The sequence below is a fragment of the Brotaphodocola sp. genome (genome assembly GCF_050873065.1).
Classification (GTDB): Bacteria; Bacillota; Clostridia; order Lachnospirales; family Lachnospiraceae; genus Brotaphodocola.
The window spans coordinates 17691-35764 of sequence record NZ_JBNMIC010000015.1 but is presented as its reverse complement, the minus strand read 5'-3'; the positions used below and the strand labels follow the sequence as shown (position 1 = coordinate 35764).

Genomic DNA, 18074 nt, shown 5'->3' with positions numbered 1-18074 from the left:
AATTTTTCCGCCGGGATTTCCTGGCAGATCTTATTTCATCATATCAGACAGAGTCTGGTTGACCAGCTTGCCGTCTGCCTTGCCCTTTACCTTCGGCATCAGGACCTTCATGATCTTGCCCTTATCTGCACCGGTAGGCTTCTCAATTCCAAGCTCTGCAAGCACGCCTTTAATGACCTCGGCAATCTGCTCTGCACTCATGTCTTCCGGAGCAAACTCCTTGTAAACAGCCATTCTTGCAGCAGCCTCTTCCTTGATGTCTGTGCGGTCTGCCGGAGCAAGATCATACGTCTCCTGTGTCTGACGGATCTCTTTCTTTACGATCGCATTCTCTTCCTCTTCGGTCAGCGGCTCGCGCTTGTCAATCTCTGCATTCTTCAGAGCGGACAGAAGCATGGAAAGGGAATCCTTTCTCGCCTTATCCTTTGCCTTCATTGCCTCAACCATTGCTGCTCTTACTACATTGATCTTACTCATGACATGTTCTCCTCTCTAATCTGATTCTGATATTTTTGATATTTCTGATATGGATTCTAAATCCTATCGATTAACTTAACTGCGTCCAAACTCGCTGAGCTTGAGACCCGGGTTTCTCTCCTCAACCATGCCGACACTCCAGCTGTTTACAAACAGCAGAAGCGGGTTGTCCTTGAGGTCCTTGATGCGCTTCATATCGGATGTACCCTGAATGCGTGCGACATCCACCTCATCCTTATTCTCAATCCAGCGGATGTACTCATACGGCAGTTTCTCGAGTTTTACTTCTACATTGTACTCATTCTCCAGACGGTAGGTCAGAACCTCAAACTGAAGCTCTCCGACTACGCCGACGATGATCTCCTCCATACCGGTATTGAACTCCTGGAAGATCTGGATCGCACCTTCCTGTGCAATCTGGGAAACGCCCTTTAAGAACTGCTTTCTCTTCATTGTGTCGATCTGGCGCACACGTGCAAAGTGCTCCGGTGCGAAAGTCGGGATACCCTCAAACTCAAACTTCTCATTCGACAGGCAGAGCGTATCGCCGATCGAGAAGATACCCGGATCGAAGACACCGATGATATCTCCCGCATAAGCCTCATCGACAATCTTTCTGTCCTGCGCCATCATCTGCTGCGGCTGGGTCAGTCTCAGCTTCTTTCCGCCCTGAACATGATTGACTTCCATTCCGGCCTCAAACTTGCCGGACACGATTCTCATGAAAGCGATACGGTCGCGGTGTGCCTTGTTCATGTTCGCCTGAATCTTGAAGACGAAAGCGGAGAACTTCTCCGTAAACGGATCAATGATTCCGGTCGTCGTTCTTCTCGGAAGCGGGGAGCTTGTCATCTTCAGGAAATGCTTTAAGAAGGTCTCCACACCGAAGTTGGTCAGCGCCGATCCAAAGAAGACCGGTGAGAGGTTTCCTCGGCTGACACGGTCCATATCGAACTCATCTGCGGCTCCGTCGAGAAGCTCAATCTCGTCGAGAAGCTGCTGGTGATAATCCGCTCCGATCACAGACTCCACATCCGTTCCGTCGACATCGAACGTCTGGGTTGCAACTTCCTTCTGTCCGCCCATCGCCGCAGTGAATGTCGTGATCGTCTTGTCGTGGCGGTCATACACACCCTTGAAGTTCTTTCCGCAGCCGATCGGCCAGTTGATCGGGCAGGTGCGGATGCCGAGCACGTTCTCGATCTCGTCCATCAGCTCAAACGGATCTCTCGCCTCACGGTCCATCTTGTTGATGAATGTGAAGATCGGGATTTTTCTCATCACACAGACTTTAAACAGCTTGATTGTCTGTGCCTCGACACCCTTTGATCCGTCGATGACCATGACTGCACTGTCCGCTGCCATCAGGGTACGGTAGGTATCCTCCGAGAAGTCCTGATGTCCCGGCGTATCCAGAATGTTGATGCAGTATCCGTCGTACTCAAACTGCATGACGGACGAGGTGACAGAAATTCCTCTCTCCTTCTCGATCTCCATCCAGTCAGAAACCGCATGTTTTGCAGCCTTTCTTCCCTTTACGGTACCTGCCAGATTGATGGCTCCTCCGTAGAGCAGGAATTTCTCGGTCAGGGTCGTCTTACCTGCATCCGGGTGGGAAATAATCGCAAAGGTTCTTCGTTTCTTAATTTCTTCTGCTATATTTGACAAGCGTCTTTCCTCCAATTACTCTTACTTTCATTACTCTTGCTGTAATTTTATTTTACTCTTTACTCTCTTTGCAGAATGGCCTCTCGGTTCTCTGTTATTTTCTGCCTCGGCCATTCCAAGTTTTAGTTTTTTGTCTCAACCTTTAATCTTATCAGAGAAATTCAGTTTTGACAACCGAAAATCCGGTCGAGAAGCACATGTGCAACCTGATCTTTCGACATTTTTTCAAGTTCTTCGACCCCGTCACGCGTGATCAGCGTCACAACGTTCGTGTCCGTCCCGAATCCGGCACCAGCCGTCTTTAAATTGTTTGCGACAATCATGTCGACATGCTTCTTGTCAAGCTTCGCCCTGGAGTTTTCAAGCATATTCTGGGTCTCCATCGAGAATCCACACAGGAATTGTCCCTCTCTGCGGTGATTTCCAAGCCAGGAGAGAATGTCATCCGTCCGCTCAAGCGCAATGCTCATATCCCCGTCCGTCTTTTTTGTCTTCTCCGTGCCGACAACCGCCGGGCGGTAATCCGCGACAGCCGCAGCCTTGATGATCGCATCCTGCTCAGCGCTTGCAGAAGTCACGGCTTCAAACATATCGCGCGCACTCACAACCGGGACGAGTTTCACACCGAGCGGAACTTCCTGATCGACCGGTCCGGAGACGAGCGTCACCTCGGCACCACGGCGTGCTGCCGCGCGCGCGATCGCATAGCCCATCTTTCCGGTCGAGTGGTTCGTGATGTAGCGGACCGGATCGATCGCCTCTCTCGTCGGCCCCGCAGTCACAAGAATCTTCTTTCCGACAAGATCCTTCGGGAAGGCAACCTCCTGAACCAGATACTGAAACAGCAATTCCGGCTCCGGCATCTTTCCGGCTCCGGTATCCCCGCACGCGAGGTAACCGCTCGCCGGCTCGATCACGTGCATTCCGTATCTGCGGCAGATCTCTAAATTATCCTGAGTGATCGGATTCTCGTACATCTGCGTGTTCATCGCCGGAACGATGTATTTCGGCTTTTTGCAGGCAAGGAAGGTCGTCGTCAGCATATCATCCGCAAGACCATGCGCCACCTTTGCAATCACATTTGCCGTCGCCGGAGCAATCATAAAGACATCCGCCTGCTTTGCAAGCGAAACGTGCTCCACCTGAAACTCAAAATTCCGGTCAAACGTGTCGACCAGACATTTTGTTCCGGTCAACGATTCAAATGTCACCGGTGTAATAAAATTCGTCGCATTTTTCGTCATGATCACGCGCACATCTGCGTGCTGTTTCTTCAGCATGCTGACAAGACTTGCGATCTTATAGGCAGCGATTCCGCCCGTCACGCCAATTACCACGGTCTTTCCCTGTAGCATTTCTATCCTCCCTGCTATCTCTGTGTCAAATGAGTCTTTTTCAACTCAGTATATCACAATTTTCTTTGCATTAAAAGGGATTCCATTTGAGTTTCGTTCCATTATATGCTAAGGTATTCATATACACAGATAAGAATTTTCTGGACTGAAAAAGAAAATACATCAAATTTATTTTAAAGGAGTTTTGTATGATATTAGCAATCGATATGGGTAATACAAACATTGTCATCGGCTGTATCGATGACAAACAGACATACTTTGTGGAGCGCGTGACCACGAGCCACGATAAGACCGGCACGGAGTATGCCATCAACATCAAAAATATTTTGGAAATCCACCACATTGAACCGGCACAGATCGAGGGAGCGATCCTCTCCTCTGTTGTTCCGCCGCTCAATGCCGTGATCTCCTCCGCCGTCAAGAAAATCCTCGGTTATCACCCGATGCTCGTCGGCGCAGGCATCAAGACCGGAATGAACATTCTGATGGACAACCCGAAAACCGTCGGCAGCGATATGATCGTTGATGCGGTTGCTGCAATCCACGACTATCCGTGCCCGATCATTGTCATTGACATGGGAACCGCGACAACCCTCTCCGTTGTCGATCACTCTGGAAATTACATCGGCGGTGTGATTCTCCCGGGTCTTCGCGTCTCCCTCGACTCTTTGAGCAGCAAGACCGCACAGCTCCCGTCAATCAGCCTCGACATTCCAAAGAGTGTCATCGGCAAAAACACGATCGACTGCATGAGAAGTGGAATCATGTACGGCAATGCCGGCATGATCGACGGAATTCTCGACCGCATGGAAGAAGAGCTTGGAACCACCCCGTCTATCGTGGCAACCGGCGGCCTCTCCCGCTTCGTTGTCCCGCTCTGCCGTCACAAGATTGTCTACGATGACGCCCTGCTCTTAAAGGGACTTCTGATTCTCTACGAGAAGAACAACAGCGCAAAGCAGAACGCATAAGCATAAAGAGAGGGCTGCCTGTCCGGCAAAATCATATTCCTATATCCTGCCGGGCAAGCGCCCTCTCTTTCTTTTATTATTCTCTTTCTTTTTTATTTCTTTATGTCTGTATCGGGTTCCCGTTCGACTTTCAGACTCCATACTCACAAACTTACATAAATTCAGGAATTCAGGGATCAATACAAGGAATGGATCCAGAGCGCAAGCAGAATACCAAGCACGGCTCCCGCCGCAACCTGAAGCGGGGTGTGTCCCACAAACTCTTTGAGCCGTTTCTGGATATGCTCATTGTCGAGCTTGAAGAAATCCTGCTCCATAATCAGATTCAGAAGTTTTGCCTGTTTTCCGGTCTCCTGGCGCACTCCGATCGCATCGTACATCACAACCGCTGCCAGCACAAAGGAGATCGCAAACTCAAACGAGCTCACTCCGTAGCACAATCCCGCGGAAGTCGTCAGCCCGCACACAGTCGCAGAATGGGAACTCGGCATTCCGCCCGATCCCACCAACCGCTCTGGCGTAAAACTCTTATTGATCGAAAAGTCAATGATCGTTTTCAGGACCTGCGCGACCACCCAGCCGGTCAGCGCACTGACCAGCACCTCATTGCTGCATAAACTTTCCCAGAATGTCATGTCTCTCTTACTCCCATCCGGACTTCGCTATTGTTCGCTTTCATTCCATTTTTATCCTGTGGTTCTGTGGAATCTGTCATCTCCGTCCCGGTATCCGCTCATCGCAGAGTATGGGACAGCTTACCAAACCACTGCGCCTCTCTGACTCCGGCTCCGACCTCCGCAAGACTGCACGCCTTGTCTGCAAGACACAGCGCCATGCCCTCCTTTGTCGCAGGCGGAATTGGAGTCAGCGGCCACATATGGCGAAGGATCATATTTTTCTGATCCTCCGTCACATGGAAATATTTCTCTGCATTGTTCATTGCCGTTCTCGGATGGGTGAAGCCGTGAAAACGCTCTCCCGTCAGCTTTCCATGAGTATGCCAGTCATAGAGAAACAGATCATGGAGAAGAGCGGCTCTCGCCGCCTCCCTGCTGTTCCATCCCATCCGTCTGCAGATGCGGTAAGTCAGATACGATACCCGGATGCAGTGATCCCGGCACGTTGTCTGTCCGTGCTGAATGTAACGTTCCATCGACTGAAACACCGGATGTTCCAGAATGTCCATCACACAGCTCAAATACTCCTCATCCCCCGCATACCGCCCGAGTGCGGCCCAGCTGGTATCTTCCAGCCATTCCCTCAGCTGAAGCCGCTCCTTGGCGGTCAGCCGGTTCTGTTCTCTGATCAAACAACTCACCTTATCTCTCAATATCTGATTTTTTAATATCCAATCAGCCAGTCGTAGAGCTCCTGATATTTCATTGCCGAAGCATGCCAGGAGAAGTCTGCTGCCATCGCCCGGTCAATGATCTTGTTCCACTCCCGCTTTTTGTCGTAGTAGATATGTTTCGCATAGCGAACTGTGTCGAGCATCTCATGTGCATTGTAGTTCGAGAAGGAGAAACCGGTTCCTCTGCTCTCATACTCGTTGTACGGCTCTACGGTATCCTTGAGTCCGCCGGTCTCACGCACAATCGGAACGGTACCATAGCGCAGTGCCATCAGCTGGCTGAGTCCGCACGGCTCAAACAGGGACGGCATCAGGAATGCATCACAGCCCGCGTAGATCTTGTGAGACAGCTCATTGGAGTAATAGATCTGCGCAGAAACGCGATCGTGGTACTTCCAGTCATAGTGACGGAACATGTTCTCGTACTGCTCATCTCCGGTTCCGAGAACGATCAGCTGCATATCATCGCTGCACAGCTCATCCATCACGCACTGAATCAGGTCAAGACCCTTCTGGTCTGTCAGACGGGAAACGATTCCGACGGTAAATTTCTTCTCATCAACCGGAAGTCCTAACTGCTCCTGAAGGGCACGCTTGTTCTTTACCTTCTCCTTACGGAAATTCTTTGCATTGTAGCTCTGGGCAATCAGGTTATCTGTCTCCGGATTGAACTCATCGTAGTCAATGCCGTTTAAGATTCCGCGCAGATCATTCGCGCGGGCACGCATCAGGCCGTCAAGGCCCTCGCCGTAGAACGGCATCTTGATCTCCTCCGCATACGTCGGGCTCACGGTCGTGATCGCATCTGCAAACACAATTCCGCCCTTTAAGAGGTTTCCATCCTTGTATGCCTCAAGCTTATCCGGCGTGAAGTAATAATCCGGAAGCATTGAGAAACGCTGAATCGTCTTCACATCCCAGACACCCTGGAACTTCAGGTTGTGGATTGTGATCACGGACTTGATATTCTGGAAGAATTCTCCGCCGCGGAAACGGTCCTTTAAGTAAACAGGAATCAGACCGGTCTGCCAGTCGTGGCAGTGGACAACATCCGGCTTGAATCCGATCACCGGCAGTGCAGAGAGTGCCGCATTGCAGAAGAAGCAGAACTTCTCATCATCGTAAAGCCAGTCTCCATAAGGTTTCGGACCGCTGAAATAAGATTCATTGTCAATAAAATAATAAGTGATTCCATCATACACATACTGCAGAATTCCGACATAGCGGCTCTGACCGAGATAATCCATGTAGAAATGGTTTACATAGGTCATGTTGTTGCGCCATTTTTCCGGAATGCACATGTACTTCGGAATCATCACACGCACATCGTAATACTGTTTGTCAAAACATTTTGGCAGTGAGCCGACAACGTCTGCCAGTCCTCCTGTCTTAATAAATGGAACTGCTTCCGATGCCACAAATAAAATGTTTTTCATCGAATCCCCTCCTCTACCGTCACCCGCTCCCCGCGCGGATTCTCATCTCGTCACCGTCCCCGGAAGCATAACTTTCTGGCTTTCCTTTCCTCCCAGAAATCCCCGTCCGGGAACCGTGATCTCGTATCTTCAAGTATACAATATTTGCGGCAATTTAGAAAGTAAAATCTTCAAAAAACACAAATAAGTTGCTTTTCTTTCCAGATTTATGCCAGTCGTTTGTAGTCCAGACGAATCTTGTCGGAGACCAGTGCGATAAATTCGGAGTTTGTCGGTTTTCCTTTTCCCGTGCTCACCGTATATCCGAACAATTTGTGCAGCGTATCGAGTCTTCCCCGGCTCCATGCAACCTCAATCGCATGGCGGATTGCGCGCTCGACACGGCTCGAGGTTGTGTTGTGGCGCTTTGCAATTGTCGGATACAGAACTTTCGTCACTGACACGAGCATATCTTTCTCCTCGACTGAGATTGAGATCGCATCGCGCAGGTACTGGTATCCCTTGATATGCGCCGGAATTCCGATCTCGTGGAGAAGCTGTGTCACATCGTTCTCCAGATTCTGCTTGATATACTCTCCCGGATCTGAGTACGGGACAACCCGCTTTGGTTCCTGCTGGGATTCCGCCGACACGCTCCGGCAGACACGCTTGATTTTATCCATCAAAATACTCTTCTCAAATGGCTTCATGATATAGTAACTTGCTCCGAGCTGAAAAGCCTCCTGCGCAACGCGCTCACTTCCGGCGGCCGTCACCATGATAAAGGCCGGGAGCTGCTTGCCTGCCCGCTCTTTGCGAATTTTTTCCATCACGGAAATTCCGTCAAGTTTTGGCATGATTACATCCAGCAACACCAGGTCAGGGTCGGTCTTTCGAATTGTCTCACATGCGTCTTCTCCGTTGTCCGCTTTTCCCACAACACAAAATCCTTTTTCATCCTCCAGCATCTGCTGAATCAGGGCCATCATCTGCGGATTATCTTCTGCAATTACCACGCGAAAATCTGTCATTTTTCATTCCTCCTCTTCCTTTTCCTGTAATCATTTCCTGTAATAAAATGTATTATAGCCTCTGCCTTTGTCTCAATGCAAATTCTTTTCGGCGCGGCATTCGACAAATATCTACAAGAACCTACAAAGTTTTTTATACGCTCCGGCGATTTCTTTATAACAATTTTTCTTTTTTGGAATTCCTGTCGAACTCTGCGAGATGTTTTAAGAGGGAGATTCCTGTGTAGAGCAGGGCACAGACCACGCAGAGAATCAGAATGCTCATCATCAGAATGTCAAGCTGAAATGTCTGGCTGCTGTAAATAATCAGATAACCGAGGCCTCTCTTTGCCGCAAGAAACTCCCCGATAATCACTCCGACGAGGCAGAGACCCACATTGACTTTCATGTTGCTGACAATCAGAGGAACTGCTCCCGGAAGCAGGACCTTCGTGAGCACCTCCTTTTTCCCTCCGCCAAGTGAGTGGACCAGACGGATCTTATCCGGGTCCGTCTCCTCAAATCCCGCGTGGAGCGTCATGATCGACCCAAACACGGCGACGGAGACAGCCGCCACGATAATCGTGCGGACATGACTCCCAAGCCATACAATCAGCATCGGCGCCAGAGCTGATTTTGGCAGGCTGTTGAGCATGACAAGATACGGCTCGAGTATCTCCGCCGCCGTCCGGCTTGACCAAAGAATCACCGCCACAAAAATCCCGATTCCCGTCACGAGCAAAAAACTCACTATCGTCTCAAAAATCGTGATTCCCAGATGCTCCCAGATACTTCCGTCCCGCACCATCTTCGCGAGACAAAAAAGAACTCTGGACGGAGAGCTGAAAATAAATCCATCAATGATTTTCAGTCTCGTGCAGAGTTCCCACAGGGCGAGAAGCAGAACGAGCAGCATCTGCCGAACCACTTTCACCCTTCTTCTGTGCAATTCTTCCTGTCTTCTATATTCTTCCTGAAACTGATCCATAGTTTCCTCCCGGTCAGATAAAGTCCAATCCTGATACCTTCACTATATGCAGGAAGAAAACAACTGTATCATTGTATCATTACAGAATGATCAGCTCTGAAGAAATCCCTTTCCGATGATCTCGCTCGAATTCGAGATCAGAATAAATGCATCCGGCTCTTGCTTGCGGATGTAGTTGCGCAGCCACACGGCCTGTGCGCGCTTGACCGTCGTCAGAATCACGGTCTTGTTGTGATGCGTGAATGCTCCCTGCGCCTTGTACGTCGTCGCACTCCGGTTCAGATCGTGGATGATGTAATGGCAGATCGGCTCGGGATCATCACAGATGATCGTAAAACATTTGCAGAGGTTGATGTTCTCAATCACTTCATCGATGACCAGCGATTTCGCCATCAGACCGAGGGAGGAGTAAAGTCCCGTCGTCGGTCCGAACACAAAAAATGACATCAGGACGGAAGCCACATCGACGCACAATAGTGCTGTGCCGATATTTAAGCTCGAATGCGCTTTCAGGATCATCGCGATGATGTCTGTTCCTCCGCTCGATGCTCCGATGTTGAACAAAATCGCGGATCCGACTGCCGGAAGAAAGATCGCAAAGACAAGCTCCAGCATCGGCTGATCGGTAAGCGGTGCACTGAGCGGACAGATCCGCTCAAGTGCCGAGAGGCTGAACGACATCAGCATGCTCGAATAGACCGTCTTGATCCCGACATCCGTTCCGAGAAAGAGAAATCCCAGAATCAGAAGCGCGGTGTTTGCCGCAAACGTAAAGTCACTCGCGCTGATCGGCGTGACCTTTCCCACAATCGAGGAAAAACCGGTCACTCCGCCAAACGCGAAGTTGTTCGGAAATTTGAAAAAATAGATTCCGATCACCATGATCCAGATGCTGACCGTGATCATTCCATATTCCGCACACTTTTTTAAAACTGGGTTTTTGATGTTTTGAATATCCTGTGTTGCCATAATCTCTCCTTGAAAGGCACAAAAAAACACATACAAAACGATTTTCATACATTCTGTCTGTGAATTTTTGCAGCGCCTTTGCTGCTCTTATTTTTTCTGTCTGATAATGGAACTGCCTTTTTGCCTGCGCCCGCAACGTGCACGTATCGCTTCACAGCGGTTCCGTGCACAATATATCGCATTTGCATGAAAATAGCAAACATTCTTCTGATTGGGCGGGGTACAGGATTTCTATTGATATTTCGTGGAATCCCAGGTGTGCAGATCCTCCCGCACATCCTCAATCATCTGGGCGATTCGCTTTGTGTACACGCCATCCGGAAGGACTCTCTGCCACAGCTTATATCCCGCCGTCGTACGGACCGGTTCCCAGCTCATCTTGTTTCCACAGCAGTAATCATAGTAGAGTTCTGCATAGAGTGATGCCATCTCCTCTTTCAGATCATCCGGCACAAGCGTAATGCTCTTTGCCACCTGATTCTTGATAATCTCCTTCACAAACTCCGGCGCCCAGGTTGAAAAATGCAAAAGATGCTCATCCGTGCTGCCGACCTTTCTCGCATACGCCTCGACGTCGAGCTTTTCCGTCTGAAAATGCATGCCGCCCTCCGTGTCCCACGAGAGGACTCCGTACTGGCAGGCCGGGATCGAGAACGGCGGCATCACAATCTCCGAAATGCCATAGTCCGATTCCGTCTTTCCCGGCTCAGACTTGTGTTTCTTGATTCGCTCTACATGGAGGTGGCCACTGATATAGAGCGGAACCTGATAGGATTCCAGCAGATTTACGGTATCATAAGTATTCTCAAGCGTACATTCGGACGTGTACATCCGGCTTTCTGAAAGCAGGTTGTGATGCGCCATCGGAAGCACCTCGATTCCGTGTTCCTGCGCGACGCGAAGGTGAACCCCAAGCCAGGTTAACGTCTCCGGCCGGATCCGCCCTCCCACCTTATTTCCGTTTTCATACTGGCAGGAATCCAGCATTAAAAGCCAATGTCCGGCATCAACCGGATACACATAGCTCAGCGAATTTTCATCGCGGTTTGGAGACTGGTCAAAACCGAATTCATGATAGATCTCATAGAATTCTTCTCCCGAGTGCAGATATTCTGCCTCTTCTTTCTCCTCCCCGAAATACGTCGCGGCATTCTTGTTGCTGATGTCATGGTTGCCTGGAATCACGACGACGGGAACGCCCGCATCCTGAATCGCCCGAAGGCGCTCTGCAAGCTTCTCGTGATTCTCCCGCTCTCCGTTCAGCGTGATGTCACCGGTCAGAACAAGGGCCGACGGCATCTTCTCAAGGACGGTGTCCTCAAGCGCATCCATCAGAAAGTCGCTGTACTGGTCCGTCTTTCCGTCATCGTTTGCAACCATGCTCCAGAAAGCTTTTCCGTCATCATGCGTCGTCTGGCTCATATAGTGAAGATCCGAGACAACCATGATCGTCGGCGGAACATATTCCTCCTGCTCTTCGCTCTCCTCCCCGCCTTTTCCTGATGAAGAATGTTTTTTCCCACCGTTATTTTTTCTGCCCTTGTGCGGGTTGCGTTTCAAAACATCAGAAAGCCAGGCTTCGTAGGATTCCTCCTGCCCGGCTTCCCCATTTTCCTGATTTTCTGTCCCGGAGACGTCTGACTCATCGGAAGATTCTCCCGCCTCCGGCTGTGAAGTCTCCCCCGCACCGGTGCCCTCTTCCGACTCCCCAGGCTCCTGTGCAGAGTGTTCTGTCTCCTTTCCTGTCCCGGAGTGACTGCCGCCAAGTTCCCCTAACAGCCAGACCACTCCTGCACAGACCAGAATCAGAACCACGTAACATAAAAGGTGTAAATATTTTTTCAGTTTCATCAAATCTCGTCATTGACGCAGATTGCCCCGTAAGGACGGATTGTCATCCGGTATGCACTTCCCTCACCGAGTGCTTTTTCAATGAAAGCCACATACTCGTCCACAAGATCATTCGGCAGCATTGCCATAATGACTCCCGCGAATCCGCCGCCGTGAATTCGGCAGGCTCCCCGCTTTTTCTCCTCTATAAACAATTCTGTCAGGGCGAGAGCAATCGAAATTCCCTGCTCCTGATAGTTGGTGTTGGTATAGCAGTTCTGAAGCCATTTCCAGGAAGAATTTCCGGAAGCCGTCACGTTCTTCAGGAAATCGTCAAAGCGTCCCTCTTTCAGTGCCTTGACTTCCGCCTCGACACGCTTGTTCTCCTCAAAGAAATGAAGGGCTCTGAGGACAGAGCGGTCTCCCGCATACTCGCGTACTCCCTTTAAATGCTCAATCAGCTGCTCCTCCGTAATCTGTGCGCAAACCTCTTTTCCAAAATACTCGGCAACTTTCTTCATCTCTGCCGGAACCGCCGAATAATCCGCACTCAGATCGGCATGTCCGCGTCCGGTCTGAACGATAATCAGGCTGTGATTGCGGGATGCAAAGTCAAAATCAATCTTTTCGACCTTCGGCTCATTCGGATTTAAGAAATCGATCGTGATCAGGCCGCCAACTGCGCATGCCATCTGGTCAAGCAGTCCGGAAGCCTTATCCCAGTATACATTTTCTGCATATTTTCCGATGTGTGCGTATGCAACCGTGTCCATGCGTCCCTCATTGAAGAAACGATTGATCATGGAACATAACAGCATCTCGAAAGATGCAGATGAGCTCACACCTGCGGAACTGATGACATTGCTCGTGATGTAGGCATCAAAACCGCCGATCTTGTATCCGCTCTCCTCAAATCCCTTAAGCAGTCCCTTGATCAGATCAACTGTTCCTGCCTTTTTCGGGCTCGGCTCAAGATCGTTTAAATCAATCGTAAAGTTCTGATTGAACGTCTCGCTGATGATATTCACTTTCGAGGAATGATTCACTGCTGCCGCTGCCACACAGTCAAGGTTGATACTTCCCGCAAGCACTTTTCCATGGTTGTGGTCCGTGTGGTTGCCGCTGATCTCGGTTCTGCCCGGAGAGCTGAACAGCATCAGGTCCTGATCTCCGTATGTATCCTGAAATTTCCGCGCAACATGGCGATATCGGTCGGTGTTCTCTGCTGCTTTCTCCCCATAAAGCTGTCTCATCAGACGTTTTGCTCCCTCGGTCTCGAGTAACTGCAGTGTTTCTTCTGATCTCATATCCTTCTCCTCCAATTTCCATGCAAGTCCTGCATTTAAAATCCCCGTTTTCTGATCTGGTCCCTTGTTTTCTGCCACATTTTCCAAAGAGCATAAAGAACAGCCCAAAGACATCAAAAATGAGGCAGACTTATTCTGGAAGACGCTAAGAGTATATCACATTTTTCAGAGTGGTAACAATATGATATTCTTTGAAATTGTTACATTTTTGTGTTGCCATGCTGCAATTCACACATTTCCCCGGCATCTTGAAGAAAAATTTTTTCTGCATTATAATAACACCCAACGATAACCCCCATTCGTGTAAAATAACTTGCGCACGCATTTAACCCAAAACAGGACACTTACCAGAAGAATCAAGAATCCACAAAAGAAAAAGAAACATAAATTTTCGCAAAGAAATGAGGCACTATGGACTGGAACGGAAAACCATATCACTCCCTCGACTGGGAATTAAAGAAACGCTTTGGAACAAAAGTATATAAAGTTGCCCTCGACGGCGGCATGACCTGCCCGAACCGCGACGGCACGCTCGGAAGGCGCGGATGCATCTTCTGCAGTGAAGGCGGATCCGGCGACTTCGCCGCAAAGCAGAATCTGTCTGCTCTGTCTGCAAATGGCACGGCTTCCCCGGATCTCTCCCTGGCTGTGCAGATGCAGATTGAGGAGGCAGGCTTGCGCATCCGCCACAAGATGGGCAAATCTCCCGAAAGTTATCTCGCCTATTTTCAGTCCTACACCAACACCTACGCGCCTGTCCCCTACCTGCGCACTCTCTTCTCCTCGGCAATTGCCCACCCGTCCGTCCGGGCACTCGCAATCGGAACCCGTCCCGACTGTCTTTCCGACGAGGTTCTCGATCTCTGCGAGGAATTAAACCAGATCAAGCCCGTATGGATCGAACTCGGGCTTCAGACGATCCATGAGGAGAGCGCCCGCTTTATCCGGCGCGGCTACCCGCTGTCCTGCTTTGAGGACGCACTTGAGCGGCTTCGTGCCCACAATCTTGAGACGATTGTCCATGTGATCCTCGGACTTCCCGGAGAAAGCCGGGAGGATATGCTAAAAACGGTCTCCTGGCTCGGCTCCCGGGATATTCAGGGCATCAAACTTCAGCTTCTTCATATCCTGCGCGGTACCGATCTGTGCACCTATTACGAGAATCACCCTTTTTCCGTTTTTTCCATGGAAGAATACCTCGATCTCGTCATCGACTGCGTCAGCATCCTTCCGCCCGAGATTGTGATTCACCGGCTCACCGGCGATGGCCCTAAGAGTCTCCTCGTCGCCCCTCTCTGGAGCGCAAATAAGCGCCTGGTGCTCAACACGCTCACCAGACGCTTTAAAGAACGAAATATTTATCAGGGTTGTGCACGCCCACACTGACGTGCACAGCCACTCCGGACATCCACTCTGAGTTATACCACGGCAAGTACGATGCCGCCATCTCCGGCATAGACGGTCGCCACTCCGGCTGTCTCCGTGACCACAATCTCTTTAAATTCTGCACGCTTCATCAGCTCATTTTTTACATACTCCGCGCGATCCGGGCAGTTACAGTGGGCAATCACTGCACGGCGCTCGGACGGATTCTCTGCCTCGCGCACAGCGATCTCACACATTCTCGACAATGCCTTGTTGATGCCTCTTGCCTGCTCAAGCTTGATGATCGTTCCATGGTCGGCACCCATCACCGGCTTGATGTTCAGCGCTGTCGCAAAAAATGCCTGAAGCCCTGTCAGGCGGCCATTCTTTCGCAGCGGCTCTAAGGAGTCAATCACGAAATACGTCTTCTGGCGGTCGCGAAGCTCCACAAGTCTCTTTGAAATCTCCGGAAACTTCATTCCCTGCTCATACATATCACGGACATAAAGCGCCAGATTTAACTCTCCCGCAGATGCGGACTCAGAATCCAGCACGAGAATATTCTTGTGGTCTGCCCCATGCTCTTCCTCATACATGTCTTTTCCGACCGCTGCACTGTTGTAACATCCGCTCAGATGACTGGACAGAAGAATCGCATAGACATCCTGCGCATCTCCCTCATAAGAATTCTTAAATGCTTCCGGCGACGGACATGCCGTCTTCGGGCAGTTCGGACTCTCCTTCACCATCTTAATAAACGCTTTCTGATCGAACGTCTCGTCATCTATCACCATATGATCATCCACCTGAAGTGTCAGCGGAACCATCTGAAAGTGCGGATCCTGCTTCATCTCCTTTGTCAAATCCAGGCAGCTGTCTCCTGTCACTTTATAACTCATAGTCTCAAAATTCTCCTTCCGAAACATTTTTACCCCAATATCTGGTTTTCAATACTACTTATTATAACATATTGTTATTTATATTGCTACTCTTTTCTCTTCGCGGATTTTTCGAGTTTTCCTCTGTATCTGAACCTGTATCTTAACCATTCCTTGTCACCGTTCACGCATCACGCAGACAGAAACGCTTATTGTCATTCGCCCTGACGCCTGCTATAATTTTTCATAAATACAGATTGAAAGGACTTATCTCAATTATGGAATACACAAACCATTCAAATGAAAATCAGGTTCAGACATTCTCCTTAAATTCCCATATCTTTCTCATCGGATTTATGGGGGCTGGAAAGAGCACTGTCGCCGCCCAGCTCAAAAAAATGCTTCCGGCAGACCAGATGGAGATGGATGAGACCATCGCAAGAGAAGAGGGAATGTCGATCCCGGATATCTTTGCGACACATGGAGAAGCTTATTTTCGCGACCTTGAGACCACTCTTCTCAAAAATCTCTCCGGCTGCTCACCGATGATCGTCTCCTGCGGTGGCGGCGCTGTCATGCGTGAGGAAAATACGCAGATCATGAAACAGTGTGGACGCATCGTGCTTCTGACCGCAACTCCTGAAACTGTCTATGAGCGTGTGAAAGACAACACGGACCGGCCGATTTTAAACAACAACATGAATGTGGAATATATCCGCAGTCTGATGGAAAAACGGCGCAGCCGCTATGAATCTGTCGCCGACATCACCGTTGCGACAGACGGAAAAAGTGCAAAGGAGATCTGTCAGGAAATTCTCACCGCGCTGAACAGCTAAACCTCAGATATGAGGCTTATGGCGCTGGTGTGTTGGGTTTTATACTGAATATTGGGGTGTGTTGAAAAACATACTTTCCCCATCACTGTCTTATAAAAAAGAATGTGCCTTGGCACATTCTCGCGCCGAGGCGCGGTTGCTTTGGCAACCATCTTCCCCTGCGCCGAGTGCGCATCCTTGCGGAGCATTTTTTGTATGATAGGACGCAATTTCCTATCATACAAAAAATGACTCAGCAGACCTCCTTCCCGGAATTCCCTGCTGAGTCTTTTCTCTTCCTGTTTTGCCTTGTTTCGTCTGTATGCCTTGCCATTCGGCATCGTTCTCGTCGCCGGATTCAAACCGTTCCACCCGCATCTCATACTCGAATAGTATTCTCTCTGCTCACGCTTGCTTCTCTTGTCCAGCGCGACATACTTTTTCTTTTCTACTCTCATGCCAGTCTCCTCTCTTCCCGATGTTATGTCTGAAGATATCCGAAATAAATTAACGAACGCCTGATTGATGCACTCTTAGAAGCCAATAAACCAATAGGCATCTCATAGACACCTCCATGATATGCATGATATCCATTTGCAGAGCAAAAAGAAATACCCCCGTCAATGACGAGGATATCTTCCATAGTGGTGTGCAGTACTCGGCTCAAAATCAAGAGATTGTCAAGACTCGGCAGTGTTTTTCCGGACAGCCATTTATAAATCGCCTGCGGATTCTCAAATCCCATGGCACCCTGGATGTCCTTTACCGTATAGCCATTCTTTTCCAGAAGAGCCTTAATCCGGTTTCCTGTCTCTGCCTGCTGAATCGACATGTAAATCGGTTTCATACCTTTTCCTCCGTTTTTCTCTTCCCACCCACAAATAAACACGACTCTATTTTATCATTTTTTTCTCGGACAATCCACCCTTACTTTCTTCGTTCATTGTTCTTTTATTATACTGCAAAACGGACATGTTGTCATTGAACCTGTGGTTTAAAAAAGCAAAAAAACAGGCAGCCGGCATGTGAATTTCCATTCACCATGCCAGCCACCCGTCTTGCGCTAAAGCGGACATCTTTTCTTTTTCATCCGAACCAAAATCCCATCAAATTCCGAACATCTGCGACAGAAAACGAATTCCCGCTTTTGTGCGGAAAATCCGACTGCGTACCGCCTCTGCCGTCTCCTTTGATTCCCCGTCTTCATAAAGATTCACAAGGAAATCTGCTTCAATCAGAATCTGGTAGTCCATCCCGTCAATCTCATGGTAAGTGTGGTGATGACCGATCAGATACTTGATCCGGTCAATCTGACGCTCCGTGTAACCGTCCACTTCCCGCATGAGTTTCTCGGCCTCTGCCGGACCCTCCAGTTCCTGATATTTCCCGTTGCTTGAACCATATTTCTGTTCACTGACATGAATGCCAATATCATGCAGAATCGCCGCACTCTCCAGAATAAACTGCGTCTCCTCGTCAAGCTTTTCGAGCCTTCCGATTGCCGCTGCAAAATCATGCACTTTCACAAAGTGCTGAATTCGTTTCACATCCCCATGATCATAAGCGATCATTGCATCCATCAGTCTCGCCTGCTGCATCTCCATGACATTTCCTCATTTCCAGTTTTCCGGTTTTAGGGCTTTAGGGCTCTTATATTTCCCATTTCACTGTTTTC

General features: G+C 49.5%; 18 protein-coding genes. 3 read left to right on the top strand and 15 right to left on the bottom strand.

Annotated elements, in window-relative coordinates:
• Nucleotides 1-30 precede the first annotated feature (30 nt).
• The 3 genes from ACR0QE_RS05950 to coaBC all read right to left on the bottom strand — a co-directional run bounded on the left by ACR0QE_RS05950 (nucleotide 31) and on the right by coaBC (nucleotide 3500).
• Complete coding sequence (locus ACR0QE_RS05950; protein WP_432627445.1) at nucleotides 31-477, bottom strand: GatB/YqeY domain-containing protein; 447 nt, start codon at nucleotides 475-477, stop codon at nucleotides 31-33.
• A gap of 75 nt (nucleotides 478-552) precedes the next feature.
• Nucleotides 553-2145, bottom strand: coding sequence for a peptide chain release factor 3 (locus ACR0QE_RS05945; protein ID WP_432627444.1), 1593 nt, complete (start codon nucleotides 2143-2145; stop codon nucleotides 553-555).
• Between the two features lie 161 nt (nucleotides 2146-2306).
• A complete protein-coding gene (gene coaBC / locus ACR0QE_RS05940) occupies nucleotides 2307-3500 on the bottom strand; it encodes a bifunctional phosphopantothenoylcysteine decarboxylase/phosphopantothenate--cysteine ligase CoaBC (protein ID WP_432627443.1) in 1194 nt (397 codons plus the stop codon).
• Nucleotides 3501-3688: 188 nt separating this feature from the next.
• Between coaBC and ACR0QE_RS05935 the strand changes: the two genes are divergently transcribed.
• Nucleotides 3689-4471: a type III pantothenate kinase gene (locus ACR0QE_RS05935; RefSeq protein ID WP_432627442.1), complete on the top strand. Its 783-nt coding sequence runs from the start codon at nucleotides 3689-3691 to the stop codon at nucleotides 4469-4471.
• A gap of 176 nt (nucleotides 4472-4647) precedes the next feature.
• On the opposite strand, the gene ACR0QE_RS05930 is transcribed toward ACR0QE_RS05935, so the two are convergent.
• The 8 genes from ACR0QE_RS05930 to ACR0QE_RS05895 form a co-directional block, all read right to left on the bottom strand.
• On the bottom strand, nucleotides 4648-5106 hold the full coding sequence (locus ACR0QE_RS05930; RefSeq protein WP_432627441.1) for a divergent PAP2 family protein: 459 nt from the start codon (nucleotides 5104-5106) through the stop codon (nucleotides 4648-4650).
• A 98-nt stretch (nucleotides 5107-5204) separates the two neighbouring features.
• The gene (locus ACR0QE_RS05925; RefSeq protein WP_432627469.1) at nucleotides 5205-5657 is read right to left on the bottom strand and encodes an HD domain-containing protein; all 453 of its coding nucleotides are present in this window, start codon (nucleotides 5655-5657) and stop codon (nucleotides 5205-5207) included.
• A gap of 155 nt (nucleotides 5658-5812) precedes the next feature.
• On the bottom strand, nucleotides 5813-7258 hold the full coding sequence (gene glgA, locus ACR0QE_RS05920; RefSeq protein WP_432627440.1) for a glycogen synthase GlgA: 1446 nt from the start codon (nucleotides 7256-7258) through the stop codon (nucleotides 5813-5815).
• A 206-nt stretch (nucleotides 7259-7464) separates the two neighbouring features.
• Nucleotides 7465-8268, bottom strand: coding sequence for a sporulation transcription factor Spo0A (gene spo0A / locus ACR0QE_RS05915; RefSeq protein ID WP_432627439.1), 804 nt, complete (start codon nucleotides 8266-8268; stop codon nucleotides 7465-7467).
• A gap of 154 nt (nucleotides 8269-8422) precedes the next feature.
• Nucleotides 8423-9235, bottom strand: a complete 813-nt coding sequence (locus tag ACR0QE_RS05910) for an ABC transporter permease (RefSeq protein WP_432627438.1) — start codon at nucleotides 9233-9235, stop codon at nucleotides 8423-8425.
• Between the two features lie 90 nt (nucleotides 9236-9325).
• Nucleotides 9326-10189, bottom strand: a complete 864-nt coding sequence (locus ACR0QE_RS05905) for a YitT family protein (RefSeq protein ID WP_432627468.1) — start codon at nucleotides 10187-10189, stop codon at nucleotides 9326-9328.
• A 246-nt stretch (nucleotides 10190-10435) separates the two neighbouring features.
• Nucleotides 10436-12055 (bottom strand): metallophosphoesterase, encoded by a 1620-nt coding sequence (locus ACR0QE_RS05900; RefSeq protein WP_432627437.1) that lies wholly within the window; start codon nucleotides 12053-12055, stop codon nucleotides 10436-10438.
• On the bottom strand, nucleotides 12055-13341 hold the full coding sequence (locus ACR0QE_RS05895; protein ID WP_432627436.1) for a galactokinase: 1287 nt from the start codon (nucleotides 13339-13341) through the stop codon (nucleotides 12055-12057). Before ACR0QE_RS05895 ends, ACR0QE_RS05900 begins: the two co-directional genes overlap by 1 nt.
• Before the next feature lie 411 nt (nucleotides 13342-13752).
• Here ACR0QE_RS05895 and ACR0QE_RS05890 point away from each other — a divergent pair, with 411 nt between their 5' ends.
• Nucleotides 13753-14727: a TIGR01212 family radical SAM protein gene (locus tag ACR0QE_RS05890; RefSeq protein WP_432627435.1), complete on the top strand. Its 975-nt coding sequence runs from the start codon at nucleotides 13753-13755 to the stop codon at nucleotides 14725-14727.
• A 32-nt stretch (nucleotides 14728-14759) separates the two neighbouring features.
• Here the strand turns inward: ACR0QE_RS05890 and ACR0QE_RS05885 are convergent, their stop codons facing one another.
• The gene (locus tag ACR0QE_RS05885) at nucleotides 14760-15605 is read right to left on the bottom strand and encodes a DegV family protein (RefSeq protein ID WP_432627434.1); all 846 of its coding nucleotides are present in this window, start codon (nucleotides 15603-15605) and stop codon (nucleotides 14760-14762) included.
• A 257-nt stretch (nucleotides 15606-15862) separates the two neighbouring features.
• Between ACR0QE_RS05885 and ACR0QE_RS05880 the strand changes: the two genes are divergently transcribed.
• The gene (locus tag ACR0QE_RS05880) at nucleotides 15863-16420 is read left to right on the top strand and encodes a shikimate kinase (RefSeq protein WP_432627433.1); all 558 of its coding nucleotides are present in this window, start codon (nucleotides 15863-15865) and stop codon (nucleotides 16418-16420) included.
• Here the strand turns inward: ACR0QE_RS05880 and ACR0QE_RS05875 are convergent.
• The 3 genes from ACR0QE_RS05875 to ACR0QE_RS05865 all read right to left on the bottom strand — a co-directional run bounded on the left by ACR0QE_RS05875 (nucleotide 16417) and on the right by ACR0QE_RS05865 (nucleotide 17997).
• Nucleotides 16417-16857, bottom strand: coding sequence for a hypothetical protein (locus ACR0QE_RS05875; RefSeq protein ID WP_432627432.1), 441 nt, complete (start codon nucleotides 16855-16857; stop codon nucleotides 16417-16419). The two genes, ACR0QE_RS05880 and ACR0QE_RS05875, sit on opposite strands and share 4 nt — an antisense overlap.
• A gap of 23 nt (nucleotides 16858-16880) precedes the next feature.
• Nucleotides 16881-17246, bottom strand: a complete 366-nt coding sequence (locus tag ACR0QE_RS05870; protein ID WP_432627431.1) for a helix-turn-helix domain-containing protein — start codon at nucleotides 17244-17246, stop codon at nucleotides 16881-16883.
• A 259-nt stretch (nucleotides 17247-17505) separates the two neighbouring features.
• The gene (locus ACR0QE_RS05865) at nucleotides 17506-17997 is read right to left on the bottom strand and encodes an HD domain-containing protein (protein WP_432627467.1); all 492 of its coding nucleotides are present in this window, start codon (nucleotides 17995-17997) and stop codon (nucleotides 17506-17508) included.
• Nucleotides 17998-18074: the final 77 nt, after the last annotated feature.